The 18045-nt window shown below is 75.9% G+C and carries 14 protein-coding genes; 8 read left to right on the top strand and 6 right to left on the bottom strand.

All coding sequences use genetic code 11. From position 1 onward, the window contains the following. Window positions 1–14: 14 nt before the first annotated feature. Window positions 15–1157 carry a S1 family peptidase gene (locus ACIQR3_RS17485; protein WP_403539505.1) on the bottom strand — a complete coding sequence of 381 codons (1143 nt, stop codon included), beginning with the start codon at window positions 1155–1157 and terminating at the stop codon, window positions 15–17. 258 nt (window positions 1158–1415) lie between these two features. Continuing rightward, window positions 1416–2324, bottom strand: coding sequence for a hypothetical protein (locus tag ACIQR3_RS17480; protein ID WP_403539503.1), 909 nt, complete (start codon window positions 2322–2324; stop codon window positions 1416–1418). A gap of 504 nt (window positions 2325–2828) precedes the next feature. On the opposite strand from ACIQR3_RS17480, the gene ACIQR3_RS17475 reads away from it, so the two are divergent. Both ACIQR3_RS17475 and ACIQR3_RS17470 read left to right on the top strand, forming a co-directional pair. Beyond that, a complete protein-coding gene (locus ACIQR3_RS17475; RefSeq protein ID WP_403539501.1) occupies window positions 2829–3341 on the top strand; it encodes an SRPBCC family protein in 513 nt (170 codons plus the stop codon). After that, window positions 3334–4962, top strand: a complete 1629-nt coding sequence (locus ACIQR3_RS17470; RefSeq protein ID WP_403539499.1) for a phytoene desaturase family protein — start codon at window positions 3334–3336, stop codon at window positions 4960–4962. Before ACIQR3_RS17475 ends, ACIQR3_RS17470 begins: the two co-directional genes overlap by 8 nt. A gap of 148 nt (window positions 4963–5110) precedes the next feature. Here ACIQR3_RS17470 and ACIQR3_RS17465 read toward each other — a convergent pair whose 3' ends face one another. From ACIQR3_RS17465 to ACIQR3_RS17455, 3 genes are all read right to left on the bottom strand, one after another. Beyond that, the gene (locus tag ACIQR3_RS17465; protein WP_403539496.1) at window positions 5111–6664 is read right to left on the bottom strand and encodes an FAD-dependent oxidoreductase; all 1554 of its coding nucleotides are present in this window, start codon (window positions 6662–6664) and stop codon (window positions 5111–5113) included. Window positions 6665–6770: 106 nt separating this feature from the next. Next, complete coding sequence (locus tag ACIQR3_RS17460) at window positions 6771–7508, bottom strand: class I SAM-dependent DNA methyltransferase (protein WP_403539494.1); 738 nt, start codon at window positions 7506–7508, stop codon at window positions 6771–6773. Window positions 7509–7542: 34 nt separating this feature from the next. Continuing rightward, window positions 7543–8733, bottom strand: a complete 1191-nt coding sequence (locus ACIQR3_RS17455; protein ID WP_403539491.1) for a lycopene cyclase family protein — start codon at window positions 8731–8733, stop codon at window positions 7543–7545. A gap of 889 nt (window positions 8734–9622) precedes the next feature. Between ACIQR3_RS17455 and crtI the strand changes: the two genes are divergently transcribed. From crtI to ACIQR3_RS17425, 6 genes are all read left to right on the top strand, one after another. Next, complete coding sequence (crtI, locus tag ACIQR3_RS17450; protein ID WP_403539489.1) at window positions 9623–11110, top strand: phytoene desaturase family protein; 1488 nt, start codon at window positions 9623–9625, stop codon at window positions 11108–11110. After that, on the top strand, window positions 11107–12075 hold the full coding sequence (locus ACIQR3_RS17445; RefSeq protein WP_403539488.1) for a phytoene/squalene synthase family protein: 969 nt from the start codon (window positions 11107–11109) through the stop codon (window positions 12073–12075). The genes crtI and ACIQR3_RS17445 overlap by 4 nt, the downstream gene beginning before the upstream one ends. Before the next feature lie 9 nt (window positions 12076–12084). Then, window positions 12085–13083 carry a DUF5914 domain-containing protein gene (locus ACIQR3_RS17440; protein ID WP_403539485.1) on the top strand — a complete coding sequence of 333 codons (999 nt, stop codon included), beginning with the start codon at window positions 12085–12087 and terminating at the stop codon, window positions 13081–13083. 92 nt (window positions 13084–13175) lie between these two features. Next, window positions 13176–13649, top strand: a complete 474-nt coding sequence (locus ACIQR3_RS17435; RefSeq protein WP_403540052.1) for an MSMEG_6728 family protein — start codon at window positions 13176–13178, stop codon at window positions 13647–13649. Between the two features lie 9 nt (window positions 13650–13658). Beyond that, entirely contained in the window at window positions 13659–14177 is a 519-nt protein-coding gene (locus tag ACIQR3_RS17430; RefSeq protein ID WP_403539482.1) for a MarR family winged helix-turn-helix transcriptional regulator, read from the top strand. Between the two features lie 182 nt (window positions 14178–14359). After that, complete coding sequence (locus ACIQR3_RS17425; RefSeq protein WP_403539480.1) at window positions 14360–16435, top strand: MMPL family transporter; 2076 nt, start codon at window positions 14360–14362, stop codon at window positions 16433–16435. A gap of 3 nt (window positions 16436–16438) precedes the next feature. On the opposite strand, the gene ACIQR3_RS17420 is transcribed toward ACIQR3_RS17425, so the two are convergent. Next, window positions 16439–17932 (bottom strand): MFS transporter, encoded by a 1494-nt coding sequence (locus tag ACIQR3_RS17420; RefSeq protein WP_403540049.1) that lies wholly within the window; start codon window positions 17930–17932, stop codon window positions 16439–16441. Between the last annotated feature and the right edge of the window lie 113 nt (window positions 17933–18045).

Genomic DNA, 18045 nt, shown 5'->3' with positions numbered 1-18045 from the left:
TGCCGCCGGGCCGGTCAGGCCGTGTGCAGGGTCAGCCCGTAGCGGTTGAGGATCTCGTTGACCGGCTGGAACCAGGTCTCGCCGCCGCTGGTGCAGTTGCCCCAGCCGCCGGAGGTGACCCCCTGGGCCTGGTCGCCGCTGATGAAGGAGCCGCCCGAGTCACCGCCCTCGGCGCAGACGCTGGTCTTCGTCATCTGGTGGACGGCGCCCTGGGCGTAGTTGACCGTCTCGTTCTTGGCCAGCACGGTGCCGCAGTGCCAGTGCGTGGTGGAGCCGGAACGGCAGATCGACGCACCGATCGGGGCCTCCGCCGAACCACGCACCAACTGGTCGGAGACGGTGCCCCAGCCGAGCACGACCGGCACCGTCCACCAGCCGCTGCCCACGCTGACCCAGGCGTAGTCGTTGTCGGGGAACGACGAGCCCTGGAACGTACCGATGTACGAGCCGTCCCAGCCGCTCACCCCGGCTCCCGCCCCGCCGCAGTGACCGGCCGTCACGAACCCGCCGTGCACGGAGAAGCCGATGGAGCAGCGGACGTTGCCCGTGTAGTACGGGTCGCCGCCGACCGTGCCGGCGGCGAAGGTGGACGGCGCGTCGGGCACCGTCCGCACGGTGACCGGGCCGGCCGTACGGGCCCGGTCCAGGAAGCGCTGGACATCGTTGTCGGCGCGCTCGTCCTCGACGACCTCGACGACCACGGAGTTGGCGGCCGGATCGACGTGCCAGCCGGCGACGCCCGACGGCGCGGAGAAGCCGTCGATCCGGGTCTTGGCGGCGTCGAGGGCGCGGGCGCTGTGCTCGACGGCGCGTACCTGGGCGCCGGTCGCCTCCACGGCCTCCGTCGTCGCGGGGGGTGCGTCGGTGGTGACGGCGACGGTCAGCCGTCCGGTGGTGGCGTCGAACCACGACCCGCCGAAGGCGCCGCCGGCGGCACGGCGGGCGACCGGCTCCAGGTCGGTGGCCCGTTCCTCGGCCGCCAGGCGTTCCTCGGCCTGCGCCCGGGTGAGGCCGAAGTCCTCCTGCATGGCCTGGAGGAGACCGGCGGAGGCCGGTGCCTCGTCGCTCGCCGAGGCCGGCAGGGAACCGGCCGCGGTCCAGCTGCCGAGCATGAGCAGGACGGCCAGCCCGGCGTGCTTGAGTCTGCTGCGTCTCACGGGAGTTGCCCTTCGTCGTTCCAGCAAGGTGGGGGTGGAACAACCGCTGTCTGAGAGCGCTCTCACAAGGGGTTGGGCAGAGCTTAGCCAGGCTGCTGCCGTCAGGTCCATGCCAATGCGGGGACTCTGTGGGTGCGGCGCGGTGCGGCCTGGTGCGTGAGATGCGTCAGATGAGTGCGGTGCGTTCCGCAGCGCGGGCGGTGCCCGGTTGCCCGCGCGCTTCCCGTGCCCCTGACCCGGCTGCCGTGCCGCGCACCCTCAGGGGCGCCCGCCCCGGTACAGATCGCGTTCCACGAGGATCAGGGAGCGCTCGCGCACGCAGTCGCCGTGCACGACCACCTCGCAGGGGCCGAGGCCGTCGATGGCGGACCGCACGGCCGTCAGCGCCTCGTCGAACCGCCGCAGCCGGCGCAGCGCCGACGCCTTGCGCAGCAGGGCCTCGGACCCCAGGCCGTGCGCGAACGCCGGGGCGCGCAGCAACTCCAGCATCCTGCGCGGCTGTTCGGGAAGGTCCTCGCCGAGCCAGAGACCGTGCAGCAGGGCGTGCACGACCTTCTCGTCGTGGGCCGCCCGGGCCAGTACGGTCTCCAGCAGCGGGAGACCCGACGCCTGGGACCGCCCGAGGAGGGCGAAGGCCCGCATGGCGGCGCTGTACGGGTCCAGGCCCGCTCCGTCGTCCGGCGCCCCGGCGAAGAACTCCTCGATGTCGCCGCACCGGAAGTCGTAGCGCAGGGTCGTCAGGAAGCAGTGCCACAGGGCCCGGCCGAACGGCGTGCCGGGATCGGTGCCCGCCACGTGAGGGCCGGTGAGGAAGACCAGGGCGCTGCGCCCCTCGGCGCGGGCCCGCCAGGCCAGGTCGCCGGTCAGCCGCGCCGACTCCTCCCAGCCGGCCCCGGCCAGCGCCAGCCAGGCCGCCGCCTCCCGCGTCCAGTCGCGTTCCGAGGCGATCTCCTCGGCCACCCGGGTCCGCACCATCACCCAGCCCCGGTCGCGCCCGGCCGGACCGCCCTCGGTCAGCGCGTACGCCACGGCGTCCGCCGCCCGGGGCAGCCGCCACAGGCCGCGCGCGGTGTGCTCGGCGACCGGCGTCCACCGCGAGGGCAGGCCGTCGACCGCCTCGATCGCCCGCCGCAGGCCGGGGTCCCGCGCCTCGTCCATCGCGTGCATCTGAGGAGACCTCCTGGTGACGGTGGTGGTCCATGTCTCCCGTGCCCGCGCCGCCGTGTAACGCCGGTGGGCGGTCCGGTACCGCACCGGTCGGCCGGTACGAGGCGGAAACGACGCCCGTCGTCCCCGGCGCGCGCCGGTACGGGACCGGCGGCGCCGCAGGACCGGCTCCCCGGCGTCGTCCGCCGCGAGACCGCCGACGCGCCGGCCGCCCGGCCCTGGCTGTCCGTGCCGGAATCCGGGCCGCAGCCCGCGCCGCGGCGGTGGTCGGCGCGCCCTCGGCGGTGCGGGCGACCGGCCCGGCCGCCCGGCCGCGCCCCGTCCGGCGGACGCCGCTGCGACGGCTGCGGGACGCCCCGGGGCGGCGGGCCCGCGCCCGGGCCGTTCTCCGCCCGCGCGGCCGGCAATCGCCGTGAGCCTGGTTGACGGGGCGCGGAACGGGCACTCAGTGCGCGGTGCGAACGCGCCGTCGGTTGTGCACAGGATCGGACAGGGGAGAAGCGCGTGGCAGTGCGTCATCGACTGGTCCAGGCGAGCCCGCGGTCGGTGTGGGCGGTACTCGCCGATCCCGGCAGTTACGTGAAATGGGTGGTGGGTCCCTCCCAGGTCTCCCCCGAACGGGGCCGTTGGCCGGAGGTCGGCGCCGCCATCCACTACGAGGTGTGCCTCGGGCCCGTGCGGCTGACCAATGAGACGGTCGTCCGCCGCTGCGAGGAAGGCACCCTGCTGGAACTGGAGGCCAAGGCGGGCCGGCTCGGCACGGCCCGCATCGCCGTGGAACTGCGGCCCTGGGGCGAGGACTGCCTGGTCATCGTCGACGAGCACCCGCTGCGCGGACCGGGCGGGATGCTCCACAACGCCGGAGTGGAACTGATCATCCAACTGCGCCACCGGGCCATGCTGGCGAGGCTGGCGGAACTGTGCGAGGCGCGGGACGGAGCGGACGGCGGGCGCCACCGGGGCGCCCCGGCCCGGCACGGGGCCGCCCGGACCGAGCCCGGAGCGGGCCGTGCCTGACGCCGTGGTGATCGGCGCCGGCCCCAACGGGCTGGTCGCGGCGAACCTGCTGGCCGACGCCGGCTGGAGCGTGGAGGTCCTGGAGGAGCAGCCGGAACCTGGCGGCGCGGTACGCCACGACAGCGGGGTCGCCCCCGGCTTCGTCAGCGACCTGTGCAGCTCCTTCTACCCGCTGGCCGCCGCGTCGCCCCTGCTCGCCGGACTGCGTCTGGAGGACCACGGGCTGCGCTGGAGCCACGCCCCCCACGTCCTGGCCCACCCGCTGGGCGACGGCACCTGCGCGGTCCTCGACCGCGATCCGGGCACCACCGCGGCCTCCGTCGACGCCTTCGCGCCCGGCGACGGAGCGGCCTGGCACCGGCTGCACGAGGTCTGGGAACGGTACCGGCCGGACATCCTGGACGCCCTGTTCACCCCCTTCCCGCCGGTACGGGCCACCGCCCGGCTCGCCCTGCGGCTGCGCGCCGGGGGCGCCCTGCGGCTGGCGCGCACCCTGGTACTGCCGGTGCGCCGCCTGGGGGAGGAGGAGTTCCGGGGCGAGGGCGGCAAGCTGCTCCTGGCCGGCAACGCCCTGCACGCCGATCTGGCCCCGGAGGCCGCCGGCAGCGGGGGCTTCGGCTGGCTGATGTCCATGCTCGGACAGACGTACGGCTTCCCCGTCCCGGTCGGCGGCTCCGGCGCCCTGACCGAGGCGCTCGTGCGCCGGCTGCGCGCCCGGGGCGGCACCCTGCGCTGCGGGCGGCGCGTCGACCGGGTGCTCGTCCGCGACCGCCGTGCCGTCGGGGTGGTGACCGCCGACGGCGAGACGGTCGCCGCGCGGCGTGCCGTGCTCGCGGACGTGTCCGTGCCCGACCTGTACGGCACCCTTGTCGACCCGGCCGATCTGCCCGCCCAGGTCCTGGACGACCTGCGGCGCTTCCAGTGGGACTTCGCCACCTTCAAGGTCGACTGGGCGCTGGACGGCCCCGTGCCCTGGCGGTCCGAGGCGGCGGCGCGGGCCGGGACCGTGCACCTGGCCGACGGCCTCGACGAACTGACCCGGTTCATGGCCCAGATCTCCCAGCGGCAGGTACCCGACCGGCCCTTCTGCCTGTTCGGGCAGATGACGACGTCCGACCCGTCCCGCTCACCGCGCGGCACCGAGTCGGCCTGGGGCTACACGCACGTCCCGCACGACATCCGGGGCGACGCCGGCGACGAGGGGCTCACCGGCCGCTGGGACGCCAAGGAGCAGGAGGTCATGGCCGACCGGGTGGAACGCCAGGTGGAGCGGTTCGCCCCCGGCTTCCGCGCCCTGATCCGCGCCCGGCGCGTCCTGGCCCCGCCCACCCTCCAGGCGCTGGACCGCAACCTGTACGGCGGCGCCATCAACGGCGGCACCACCGCCCTCCACCAGCAGCTGTTCTTCCGCCCCCTGCCCGGCACCGGACGCCCGGAGACACCGGTGGCCGGCCTCTACCTGGCCTCCGCCGGCGCCCACCCGGGCGGCGGCGTCCACGGGGCGCCCGGCGCCAACGCGGCCCGCGCGGCCCTGCGCCGGCACCGGGGCGTGGGGCTGGAGCGTCTGCAACGCACGTTGACCCGGCGCGACCGGATCGGCGACCGGCGCCCTTCCCGGTAGGGGACGCCGCTACGTGCGCGGCTGCGGGCGCGCCGCGACCGGTCCCGCAGTCCCCCGCGCCCCTTCGAGGACGTGCGCTGCACGCGCCTGAGGGAGCGCGGGGAACTGCGCGAGCGACCCCAGACGACCCGCACCCGGAAGCGCACCCCTACACGCCGGCGCCCCCGCGCCGGGCCAGCGCCCGCAGGACCGCGTTCCGTCCTCCGTCCGGCACCGTCCACAGCGTCTCCCCCCGCACCCCCCACCGCTCCAGCAGCGCGGCCGCCGCGAGGAAACCGGAGGTGGCCGCACGTTCCATGAGGGCCACGGGCAGCCCCGTGCGGACCAGGTCCCCGGCGACGACGAGCGCCGGGTCCGGGGTGCGGACCGTGAGCCGGTCGGCGTACCCCCCGACGGGGAACAGCGGGCAGTCCGCCCGCCACTCGTGCCGCTCGGCGACGACCCGCGCCCCCCGGGTCTCCGGCCAGACCCGGTGCAACTGGCCGGCCAGCCGCTTCTCCTCGACGTCCCGGACGGCGGTCTCCGGCAGCGCGTAGGCGTGGAGTTCGACGACCGAGCCTCCCGTGCGGGCCGCCCAGCGCGCCGCCTCGCCCTCCCAGTGGGAGAGCACGCTGACGTTGTCCAGCGTTCCGTAGCCGCTGGTGCCGAGGAAACCGGGGCGGCCGGGCGCCACCGGCTGGTCCAGCCACAGGCGGCTCACCAGGAACGGCGGCGCGGTCCGCAGCCGCGCCACCCGGTCCCGCCAGGCCGGGTCACCGAGCTCCGGCGAGCGGCCCACCACCGTCCGCAGACCCCCGGTGTCGAGGGCGAGCACGACGGCGTCGTACCGCCGGGTGCCACCGGCCGCGCTCACCTCGTGGCCGCCGCCCGGACGCGGACGTACCGCCTCCACCGGCGTGCCGGTGCGCACCCGCGCGCCGTACGCGGCGAGGTGACGGGCCAGCGGATCCCACAGGGCCTGCGGGAACGGTTCGCGCGGTACGTCGAACAGCAGTCCCTCGCTGGAGCCGAGGAAGTAGATGTGGAACATCAGCGCCATCTCGGCGGCCGACAGCTCCCGGGGGTCGGCGAAGAAGCTCCGGGAGAACACCTCGAACGCCAGGTGCCGGGCGGCTGCGGGGAAGCGCAGGGCGTCCAGGAAGTCGTGGGCGCTGACCCGGTCCAGTTGCCGGTGGACGCGGCCTGCGCGGATGTCGAGCAGCGGCAGGGCGGCGGCGGGGCGCAGCGCCAGCAGGTCCCGCAGACCGAAGCTGGGGCTGAGGGCGACGAAGCCGAGGGCGCTGAACGGGGGCGTGCGCGGCACCCGGCGGAAGCCGTCCCGCAGGCCGTCGGCGTGCACCAGCGGGTAGTCGGGCAGCCCGGTCAGCATCCCCAGCGCCGGGTCGGCACGGCGCAGCAGGCTCCGCAGGTTGTAGTACTGGCGGAAGAAGGCGTGGAAGCCCCGGCTCATCGTGGCCGGCGTGCCGTCGTCCAGGGTGACCGGCCATCCGGCGACCCGGCCGCCGAGCACCGGCTCGCGTTCGTACAGGACCACGCGTACGCCCCGCTCGGCGAGGAGGACCGCCGCCGCGAGTCCCGCGATGCCGCCGCCGACCACCGCCACGGACGGCGGATCGCTGGTCACCCGGTCCCGGCCCGGCCGCGCGGGCAGCGCCCGGGCCCGCCGGTCCCGGCCCGGTACCTCGCCGCCACGCCGGTTCATCGGACGCCCTCCCGGTCCGCCGGTCCGGGCGGGGGGCCGCCGACGGCCCGCTCCCGGCCCGCCCGGCCCCAGCCGTCCCGTCCGGGCACGCGCCGCTCGCGCCGCCTCATCGGACGTCCTCCCGGCCCCCGGCCACCGGACGCCGGGCGAGGAAGGTGTGCGTGACGCCGGTCTGCCAGCCCGGCAGCGGCAGCACCCGCACCCGGTCGAAGCCCGCCCGGCCCAGCCGCGCGCCGAAGGCCGGCGCGGTGTCGAAGTACAGGACGCTGCGCCACAGATGGCGGTACAGGCCCCGGTTCCCGGTGGCCGTGCCGAGCGGCAGCACCACCCCCCGGCACACCGCCGACCACACCAGACGGTCGGCGCGCCGCCCGCCGAGGGCGTAGTCGTGCACCGCCAGCACGCCGCCCGGCGCCAGCAGCCCGCGCACCGTGCGCAGCACGCTGTCCGGGTCGGACAGATTGCGGAACAGGTACGCGGCGAACACCGCGTCGAACGGGCCCCGCACCCCGGCGCGCTCCAGTCCCTCGGCCGGGGCGCGCACGAACCGCACCCGCGTCGGCCAGGTCTTGGCCCGCGCCCGGCGCAGCATCCCCGCCGACGCGTCGACGCCGGTGATCCGCGCGGCGGGCAGGGCGGCGGCCAGCGCCGCCGTCGAGGCACCGGTGCCGCAGCCCAGGTCGAGCACCCGCCGCACCGGCTCGCCGCCGGCGCCCAGGGCGAGGCGGCGGGCGGAGCGGCGCAGGTGGGCGTGGTAGCCGGGGTTGAGCGCGACCAGCCGGTCGTAGGTGTCGGCGCCGTGGTCGAAGGCGGCGGCCAGTGCGGTGTCGCGCAAGAGCGGCATGGCGGACTCCAGGGCTCCGGGAGGGACGAGACGGTCAGGGGGCGGGGCGGCGGCGCAGCCACGGCAGTTCCGCCGCGGTCCGCAGCATCGGCAGGACCGGTGCGCGCGCGCCGACCACGAGGTCCTCGTACAGCCGGGCCCGCCCGTCCAGGAAGCGCAGCAGCCGCCCCGCCGGCACCCGGTCGAACAGCCGGAAGAACAGGTCGGGGCCGTCCACCCGGCCGGTGTCCAGGGCACGCAGCAGCACCGCGTCCATCAGCCGGCACCGGCCCGGGTACGGCGGCGGCGGCACCGGGCGGCGGCCCGCCCGGACCGCACCGGCGACGGCGTCCGACTGCCGCTGCACGGCGGCGAACGTGTACCCGGTCGAGGGCCGCGTCGCCCCGCCCGCCACCCCGATCCGGAAGACCGGCCCGGCGGTCCGCCGGGGGAAGACCGCGTCGGTCATCGGGATCACACCCTGCTCCGTCGACAGGACGCGGATGCCGCCGGTGCCCAGGACGCGGCGCGTGTAGTCGTCCAGCGCGCGGTCGTACGCGGCCCGGGTGAGCGGGGCCGGTCCGAACTCCGTGTACTCGACCAGGGCGGTACGGCGGCCGGTGGGCAGGACGTAGCCGAAGGACAGGCCGCGCGCGGGCTGCGGGGTGCGGAAGTCCATCAGGTCGACCACCGCCGGGTCGAAGACCGGCCGTTCGGTACGGACGAACCAGCCGCGGAAGTGCTGGAGCAGGCGGGTCCGGGCGGCCGGCGGGCGGGGCGCCGGGCGGGAGTCGAACACCCAGCGGGCGCGCAGTTCCACGGGGCCGCCCGCGGCGTCCGTGCCCCGCACCCGGACGGTCCCGTCGGGCTGGGCGGCCACCGCGGTGACGGTCGCCTCGACGCGCCGCGTCAGCGGACGCCGCGCCAGATCGCGGTCGACGAGGGCCTCGAAGTCGTCGGAGCGGATCATCTTGTAGCGCAGCGGCGCGATGTGCCGCCGGACCACCGCGCCCCGCGGGCCGCGCACCCGCAGCCACTCCCAGGACGCGGTCACCGCGGGGTCGAAGCGGCCCGGTCCCGCCTCCCAGAAGCACCAGGTGCGTGCGGGCGCCCGCAGCGGGCCGGGCGGAGCGCCGACCAGGGCGACGGAGGGGGCGGTACGGCGTGCCCCCGCCGCCGGCAGCCGGTGCGCCAGCGACAGGCCCGCCGCGCCGGCTCCGACGATGACGATGTCCGCGTCCAGCACGACCGCCTCTCTCCGTCCCGCCCCGCCCCGGGACCGACCCGGTGTCTGTCCCGCGTCGGTCCGTGGCGGCTTCGGCGGGAGTATCGCGTCCCGCCGCCCGTCCCGGACACAGCCGCGCCGCGGGTACGGCGCCCGGCGCCGCCGAGCGGGTGAGCGGCGTACGTGATCGGGCGAAGACGGCGTGGCCCGGCCCCCGCCGGGGGAACACATGAGCCCACCCGCGGGGACGCCACCGGAACGGGCGGCCGGGGGCCGTGCCCGGAGCGCCCCACGGCACCGGACGACCTCACGGGGACCGCCACCGACGCAAGGCGCCAAGACGAGGAACGACAAGACGACGAGACGACGAGACGACGAGACGGCAATACGGCGAGACGACGGAAGGACACGGGATGCGCTCCAGCAGGGCCGGTCACACCCCTCAGGACACCCGCCCGCGCGCACGGCACGCCGCGGCGCCGCTCGCCCGCACGACCGGGTCACCGGGCACCGGTTCACGCGGGCCGCGCGCCGCCGCTGGCGCCGTCCGCGTCCCGACCGCAGCCGGCCGGGAGTCCGCGGGGCGAGAGCCTGCGGGCCGAGAGCCCGTCGGCCGGGAGTCCGCGGGCCGAGAGTCCGCGGGCCGGGGCGCCCCGCGCGGGTGCCGGGCGGCCCCGGCACCGCCCGGCGCCGGTCCGCGCAGCCGGCACCACCGGCACCACCGGCACCACCCGCCGGCACCCCGCGACAGGCCGCGCACCGCCGGGGCTGCTCCCGCCCCCGCCCCCGCCCCCGCGCCTGCCCCCACCACCCCCGTGTCCCCGGACCGGCCGCCCCCTACCGAGCCGCCGCCGGACGCCGGCGCCGGCGCCGGCGCCCGGGCCGGGGCCGGGACCGGGCAGGGCACCCGGTGACCCGCACGGTCCCCGGCCGTACCGACCACGTCGTGGTCGTCGGTGCCGGGCTCGCCGGGCTGTCGGCCGCCCTGCACCTGCTGGGCGCCGGGCGGCGGGTGACCGTCGTCGAGCGCGAGGCGGTGCCCGGCGGCCGGGCCGGGCGGCTGGAGCGCGGCGGCTACCGCTTCGACACCGGCCCCACCGTCCTGACCATGCCCGACCTCGCCGACGAGGCCTTCGCCGCGGTCGGCGAACGGCTGCGCGACCGCGTCGACCTGCTGCCCCTGCACCCCGCCTACCGGGCCCGGTTCGCCGACGGCAGCACCCTCGACGTGCACACCGACCCCGGCGCGATGGAGGCCGAGGTCGAGCGGTTCGCCGGCGCCCGGGAGGCGGCCGGCTACCGGCGGCTGCGGACCTGGCTGACCCGGCTGTACGCCGTACAGATGCGCCGGTTCATCGACGCCAACTTCGACTCGCCGCTCGGCCTGCTCACCCCCGACCTCGCCCGGCTGGCCGCCCTCGGCGGCTTCGGCCGCCTGGACACCCGTATCGGACGGTTCCTCGACGACGAGCGGCTGCGGCGCGTCTTCTCCTTCCAGTCCCTGTACGCCGGGGTCGCCCCGGCCCGCGCGCTGGCCGCGTACGCCGTCATCGCCTACATGGACACCGTGGCCGGGGTCTGGTTCCCGCGCGGCGGCATGCACGCGCTGCCCCGGGCCATGGCCGACGCGGCCGTCGCCGCCGGGGCCGAGCTGCGCCTCGGACACGCCGTCACCCGCCTGGAGCGGACCGGCGACCGGGTCACCGCCGTCGTCACCGAACAGGGCCGCGTCCCCTGCGACGCCGTCGTCCTCACCCCCGACCTGCCCGTCGCCCACCGGCTGCTGGGCCACCGCCCGCGCCGCCCGCTGCGGCTGCGGCACGCGCCCTCCGCCGTGGTGCTGCACGCCGGCACCACCCGCACCTGGCCCGAACTGGCCCACCACACGCTCTCCTTCGGCGCCGCCTGGCGCCGCACCTTCGACGAACTCACCCGGACCGGCACCCTGATGACCGACCCGTCCCTGCTCATCACCCGGCCCACGGCGAGCGACCCCTCGCTCGCCCCCGAGGGCAGGCACACCCACTACGTCCTCGCCCCCTGCCCCAACACCGACGTCGGACCGTCGGCCGCGCACTGGGCCGACCTCGCCCCCGGCTACCGCGCGCGGCTGCTCGCCACCCTGGAACGCCGCGGCCTGACCGGCCTCGCCGCCGCCATCGAGGAGGAGTGCCTGGTGACCCCCGCCGACTGGACCGCCCTCGGCCACGCCGCCGGAACCCCGTTCTCGGTGGCCCACACCTTCGCCCAGACCGGCCCGTTCCGGCCCCGCAACCTGGTGCGGGGCACCGCCAACGCGGTCCTCGCCGGCTGCGGCACCACCCCCGGCGTCGGGGTGCCGACCGTCCTGCTCTCCGGGAAACTGGCCGCCGCCCGCATCACGGGGGGCCGACGATGACCGCGCGCGAACTGGACGCCGCCGGCATCACCGACCCGCAACTGCGCGCCGCCTACACCCGGTGCCGCCGCCTCAACGCCCGCCACGGACGCACCTACTTCCTCGCCACCCGCCTGCTGCCCGCCGACCGCAGACCGGCCGTGCACGCCCTGTACGGCTTCGCCCGCCGGGCCGACGACATCGTCGACGACCTGGCCGCCGCGCCCGTCGAGGAACGCGCGGCCGCCCTCGACCGGCTCGACGCCCGGCTGCGCACCGCCCTGGCGGGAGGCCCGGCCGACGGAGACCCGGTGGTACGCGCCGTGGCCCACACCGCCGCCCGCCACGCCATCGACCCGGCGCACTTCACCGACTTCATGGCGTCCATGCGCAGCGACCTGACCGTCACCGACTACGCCACCTACCAGGACCTGCGCGCCTACATGCACGGCTCGGCCGCCGTCATCGGCCTCCAGATGCTCCCCGTGCTGGGCACCGTGACCTCCCGGGCCGCCGCCGCCCCGCACGCCGCCGCGCTCGGCGTCGCCTTCCAGCTGACCAACTTCCTGCGGGACGTCGGCGAGGACCTGGACCGCGGCCGGGTCTACCTCCCGGCGGACCTGCTCGCCGCGCACGGCGTCGACCGGACGCTGCTGGAGTGGAGCAGGCGCACCGGCCGCCACGACCGCCGGATCACCGCCGCCCTGCGCGCCGCCGAGGACCTCACCCGGTCCGTGTACCGCGAGGCCGTGCCCGGCCTGGCGATGCTGGACCCGGTCGCCAGGCCGTGCATCCGCACCGCCTGCGTGCTCTATCGGGGCATCCTCGACGCCATCGCGGCCGGCGGGCACGCCGTGCTGCACCGGCGGGCCGTGGTGCCGCGCCGCCGCCGCGCGCTCGTCGCGGCCGACGGGCTGGCCCGGGTGGCCGCGGCCCGGCTGCGGGCCCGCGGTCCGGTGTCCCTGCCGTCCGAGACCGGAGTGTGAGGAGGCCGAATGAGTCCCGACCCGGGCCGTCACCCCCTGCGGCTGAGGCGCCGCCCCGTCCCCTGGGAGCGCCAGCCGCCGACCTGGCGCGCGGCCCGGCCCGCCGTCATCGCCGGGGCGCTGAAGCGGGCCCGGGCCCGGCCCTCCGGCAACTGGTACGTCATCGGCGCCCGGACGGACGTACGCCCCGGCCGTCCGCTGGCGGCCACGGTCGCCGGCGAGGAGGTCGTCGTCTGGCGGGACGCGCGCGGACGCCTGGTGGGCGGCCCCGGCGTCTGCCCGCACCTCGGCGCCCCGCTGGCCGACAGCCCGGTGCGGTGCGGCACGCTCGTCTGCCACTGGCACGGACTCGCCCTGGACGGCACGGCGCGGGCCGGCTGGGTGCCGCTGCCGGTCCACGACGACGGCGTCCTGGTGTGGGTACGGCTCGACGCGGCAGGAGGGGAACAACCCACCGAGGCACCCGTGGTGCCGCCGCGGCCCCCGCTCCCGACCGCCGTCCGGTCGGTGTGGCGCGGAGCGGGCCGCTGCGACCCTCAGGACGTGGTGGCCAACCGTCTCGACCCCTGGCACGGCGCCTGGTTCCACCCCTACTCCTTCACCGACCTCACCGTGGTCCGGGAACCCGACGGGACCGACGACGGCGACCGCTTCGTCGTCGACGTCTCGTTCCGGCTCGGCGGGCGGCTCGTCGTCCCCGTGCGCGCGGAGTTCACCGCGCCCGGACCCCGTACCGTGGTCATGCGCATCACCGAGGGGGAGGGGACGGGCTCCGTCGTCGAGACCCACGCCACGCCCCTGGGCCCGGACGGCCTCGGCAGACCCCGTACCGCCGTCGTGGAGGCCGCGCTGGCCACCTCCGACCGGCCCGGCTTCACGCTCGCCCGGCGCCTGTCGCCCCTGCTGCGCCCCGCGATGAGGGCCGCCGCCGGCCGGCTGTGGCGCGACGACCTCGCCTACGCCGAACGGCGCCGGCACCTCCGCGACCGCGGACGCTTCCCCGGCTGACCGGCGGAAGACCGGCGCCGACCGGCGGAAGACCGACGCCGACCGACGGAAGACCCATGTCCGGCCCGCGGCCGACCCACGAGGACGAGACCATGCAGACCTTCCTTCCCCACCCCGACTTCTGCGCGTCCGCCCTCGCCCTGGACCGCCGCCGGCTCGGCAAACAGCGGGTCGAGGCGCTCCAGGTGCTGCGCGGGCTGACCGTGCCCGGCTACGGCTGGCGCCACCACCCCGCGGTGAAGATGTGGACGGGGTACGAGGAGGCCCTGGTCCGCTACGGCCTGGAGATCTGCCGCGTCTGGCGCGAGCGGGGACACCAGGACAGCTGCGCCGCCTCCCTCGTCGCCGGACTCGCCGCCGTACGCCCCGGCGCCCCGGTGCGCGACCAGGCGGAACTGGCGGACGCCGGGGAACTGCCGCCCTGGCTCGGCGACGAACCGTTCCACCGCAGCCACCGCTCGGCGCTGGTGCGCAAGGACCCGGAGACCTACGGCGCCCTGTTCCCGGACGTGCCGGACGACCTGCCGTACCTCTGGCCGGACTCCGACCGCGAGGGCCTTCTATAGGCTGACCGCGTGGCCAGTACGCAGGACCGGGACAGCCGGGGACGACAGCGGGGGACGGACGGCTCGGCGGGAGAGGCGCCCGGCGGGACAGACCTGCGGACCTTCGCCGTCCGGCTGCGCCGGATGAACGGCGAGATCAACCGCCTGGTCCACGGGTTCGCCGCCGACCAGGGGCTGCACCCGACGGACGTCCAGGCGCTCGCGGCGATCCTCGACGCCGAGGAGCCGATGACCCCCGGGCGGCTGCGCGAGCACCTCGGCCTGACCTCCGGCGCCGTGACCGCCTGCGTCGACCGGCTGGAACGCGCGGGCCACATCCGCCGGGTGCGGGAGAGCGCCGACCGCAGGGTCGTCCACCTCCACTACGCCGCCGACGCGATGGCGGCGGCCCGCTCCTGGTTCCGGCCGCTCGCCGAGGCGACCGACGCCGCCCGCGACCGGTTCACCGAGGCCGAACTGTCGGTGGTGGCGCGCTTCCTCGCCGCGCTGAACGAGGAGATGGCCACGGTCGGCGCCGCCCGCCACTGACATCGCCCGTCCGGGTGCGTCCGGCGGCCGGTGACCGGTGGCCGGGGAAGAATCAGGTGTCGTCTACGATCGCCTGGCAACCAACTATCTTGGTGATTGAGATTGTTTTTCATTGAGATACCTGGATACCTGAGCCACCTCGCGTCACCTCGAAAACGCTCGAAAACGCTGTCGGGAGAGCCATGCCTGTCATCTCGCGCCGGGCCCGTTGGGTCCGGTTGCTGCTGCCCGCCCTGCTGCTGATCGCCTGGCTGGGCGTCGGCGGAACCACCGGTCCGTTCGCCGGACGCCTCGGTGAGGTCGCCACCAACGACCAGGCCGCGTTCCTGCCGCGCAGCGCCGAGTCCACCGAGGTGATCGACGAACAGGAAGCCTTCCGGCAGGACGAGACGCTGCCCGCGATCGTCGTGTGGACCGCCGACGGCGGCGGCGAGGTGAGCGGCCGGCGGGCCGCGGCCACCGAGGCGCTCGCCTCCCTCGCGGACGCCCCCGGGGTGACCGGGAGGGTGTCGCCCGCCGTCGTCTCCGAGGACGGCGAAGCCCTGGAGGGCGTCGTCCAGCTGCGGCCCGACCTCGGCGACGGCCTCGCCGACGCCCTCGACCGCGTCCGGGACGCCGCCGGGAAGGTGCCCGGCACCCAGGTCGGCATCGCCGGGCCCGCCGCCAGCCAGGCCGACCTCTCCGACGCCTTCGCCGGCATCGACGGCCTGCTGCTGATCGTGGCGCTGGTGGCCGTCCTCGTCATCCTGCTGCTGGTCTACCGCAGCGTGCTGCTGCCCTTCCTCGTCATCCTCGGCGCGGTCTTCGCCCTCGGCGTGGCCTGCGCGGTCGTCTACGTCCTCGCCGACCACGACGTGGTCCGGGTCGACGGCCAGGTCCAGGGCATCCTGTCCATCCTGGTGATCGGGGCAGCCACCGACTACGCCCTGCTGCTGACCGCCCGCTACCGCGAGGAACTCGCCCACCGCGAGGACCGCTTCGCGGCGATGCGCGCCGCCCTGCGCGAGTCCTGGGGTGCGATCGTCGCCAGCGCCGCCACCGTCGCGCTCGGCCTGCTCGCCCTGCTGCTGAGCGACCTGACCAACAACCGCGCGCTCGGCCCGGTCGGCGCCATCGGCATCGTCTGCGCCGTCCTGACCACCCTCACCTTCCTGCCGGCCGTCCTCGTCCTCCTGGGCCGCGCCGCCTACTGGCCCGTCAGGCCCCGTCCGGCCGAGGAGAAGCGGGGCGTGTGGCACCGGGTCGCCGACCTGGTGGACCGCGCCCCGCGCAAGGTCTGGGCCGTCTCCCTGGTGTGCCTGCTGGCCGCCGCCGCCTTCGCACCGGCCCTCGACTCCAAGGGCGTACCGCTGGACGAGACCTTCGTCGGCGAGGCGCGCTCCGTCGAGGCCCAGCGCACCCTGGGCGAGCACTTCCCCGGCGGCTCCGGCAACCCCGCGGTCGTCATCGTGAACGCCGGCCGCGCGGACCGGGTGGTCGCGGTGGCCGAGGACACCGACGGCGTCGCCTCGGCCGCCCCCGTCACCGCGTCCGGCCGGCCCGGCGGGGGCGAGCCGCTGACCGTCGACGGCCGGGTCCGCGTCGACGTCACCCTGAGCGCCGCCGCCGACAGCGACGCGGCCAAGGACACCGTGGCCCGGCTGCGCGACGCGCTGCACGCGGTGCCCGGCGCGGACGCGAAGGTCGGCGGCTACACCGCCCAGCAGTACGACACCCTGCGCACCGCCGAGCGGGACCGCACGCTCATCGTTCCCGTCGTCCTCGCCATCATCTTCGTCATCCTCGTCGCGCTGCTGCGCTCACTGCTGCTGCCGGCCCTGCTGGTGCTCACCGTGGCGCTGAACTTCCTCGCCACCCTCGGCGTCTCGGCCCTCGTCTTCCCGCACGTCCTCGGCTTCACCGGCACGGACCCGTCCGTCCCGCTGTACGGCTTCGTGTTCCTGGTCGCCCTCGGCGTGGACTACAACATCTTCCTGATGTCGCGGGTCCGGGAGGAGTCCCTGCGGCACGGGGTGCGCCGGGGCGTCCTGCGCGGCCTGGTCACCACCGGCGGGGTGATCACCTCCGCCGGTGTGGTGCTCGCCGCGACCTTCGCGGCGCTCGGGGTGATCCCGCTGGCCTTCCTGGTGCAGATCGCCTTCATCGTCGCCTTCGGCGTGCTGCTCGACACCCTGGTCGTACGGTCCCTGCTGGTACCGGCGCTGGCCCGGGACATCGGCCGGCGGGTGTGGTGGCCGGGACGGCTGAGCCGGCGGTGAGGCTCAGCGGGACGCGGAGCGCTCCTTGGCGAAGTCGTACAGCTTCTCGGAGGTGGTGATCAGCTCCTGCCGCTCGGTGCGGGAACCGACCATCGGCCGCGATCCGTGCAGCGGCACCTGCGCGCTCTCCGGCAGGAACCGGACGGTCAGCAGACCGATGGCGCCGGCCACCATCAGGTAGTACGCGGGCACCAGGTCGTTGCCGGTGGCGTTCACCAGCGCCTCGGTGAACAGCGGGGTGGTGCCGCCGAACGCGGCGACGGCGAAGTTGAAGCCGATGCCCATCGCGGCGTAGCGCACGGCGGTCGGGAAGAGGGCGGGCAGGGTCGCGGCGCTCGGCGCGGCGAAGCAGGCCAGCAGGGTGGACAGCAGCAGCATCCCGAAGACCGGGGCCACCGTGCCGTCCGACTTCAGCAGCCAGAACCCCGGCACGGCCAGCACGATCATCGCCGCCGCGCCGACCGCGTACAGCGGACGCCGGCCGACGTGGTCGCTGAGCCGCCCGAGGAAGGTGATCAGCAGCACGATCCACACCATGCCGATCAGGACCAGGACGTCCGCGAAACCGCTGGAGCGGTCCAGCGTCTCGGTCTGGTACGTCGGGAGGTAGCCGGTGAGCATGTAGTTGGTGACGTTGTACAGCAGCACGATGCCCATGCAGATGAGCAGCGGACGCCAGTGGTTCCTGAGGATGGTCCTGAACTCACTGCCCGCCGACTTCTGGGCCAGGCTCTTCTCGTGCTCGTCCAGCTGCTGCTGGAAGGCCGGGGACTCCTCCAGCTTCAGCCGCATGTACAGACCGATGACGCCCAGCGGACCGGCGATCAGGAAGGGCAGGCGCCAGCCCCAGGAGAGCATCTGGTCGTCGGTGAGCAGGAGATGGAGCACCGTCACCAGCGCCGAACCCAGGGCATAGCCGACGAAAGTGCCGAAATCCAGCCAGCTGGAGAGGAAACCGCGGCGGCGGTCCGGCGAGTACTCGGCGACGAAGGTGGTGGCGCCGCCGTACTCGCCGCCGGTGGAGAAGCCCTGGACCATCCTGGCGAGCAGCAGCAGGACCGGGGCGGCGATGCCGATGGTGGCGTAGCTCGGGATCAGGCCGATGGAGAAGGTGCCGAGCGCCATCATGATCATGGTGGTGGCGAGCACCTTCTGCCGGCCGATGCGGTCACCGAGTGGACCGAAGACCAGGCCGCCCAGCGGACGGACCACGAACGCGGCGGCGAAGGTGGCGAACGAGGAGATCAGCTGGACGCCGGGGGAGGCGCCGGGGAAGAAGACCTTGCCGACGGTGGCGGCGAGGTAGCTGTAGACGCCGAAGTCGAACCACTCCATGCAGTTGCCCAGCGCCGAGGCGCCGACCGCCCGCTTCAGCAACGGCCGCTCGACGACCTGGACGTCCTCCTCGCGGAAGGCCCGTTCGTTGCGCCGCAGCCGGTGGGTCAGTTCCTCGCGGACCTGTCCCGGCAGGTTCGCGACCGCTTGCGGCATCTTCATCCGGCCCAGCGGCCCCGGCCGGGCGTCGGGCTTGGGGTCCCTCACGCTGCCGCCTTTCTGTTCCGTCCTGGCTTTTGCCTACGCGAATTCTGTGCCGCACTGATCGTCCGGCG

Source organism: Streptomyces sp. NPDC090994, from assembly GCF_044768905.1.
Taxonomy (GTDB): Bacteria; Actinomycetota; Actinomycetes; order Streptomycetales; family Streptomycetaceae; genus Streptomyces.
Note: the sequence above shows the minus strand (reverse complement) of the source record. Positions and strands in the feature narration are given on the sequence as shown.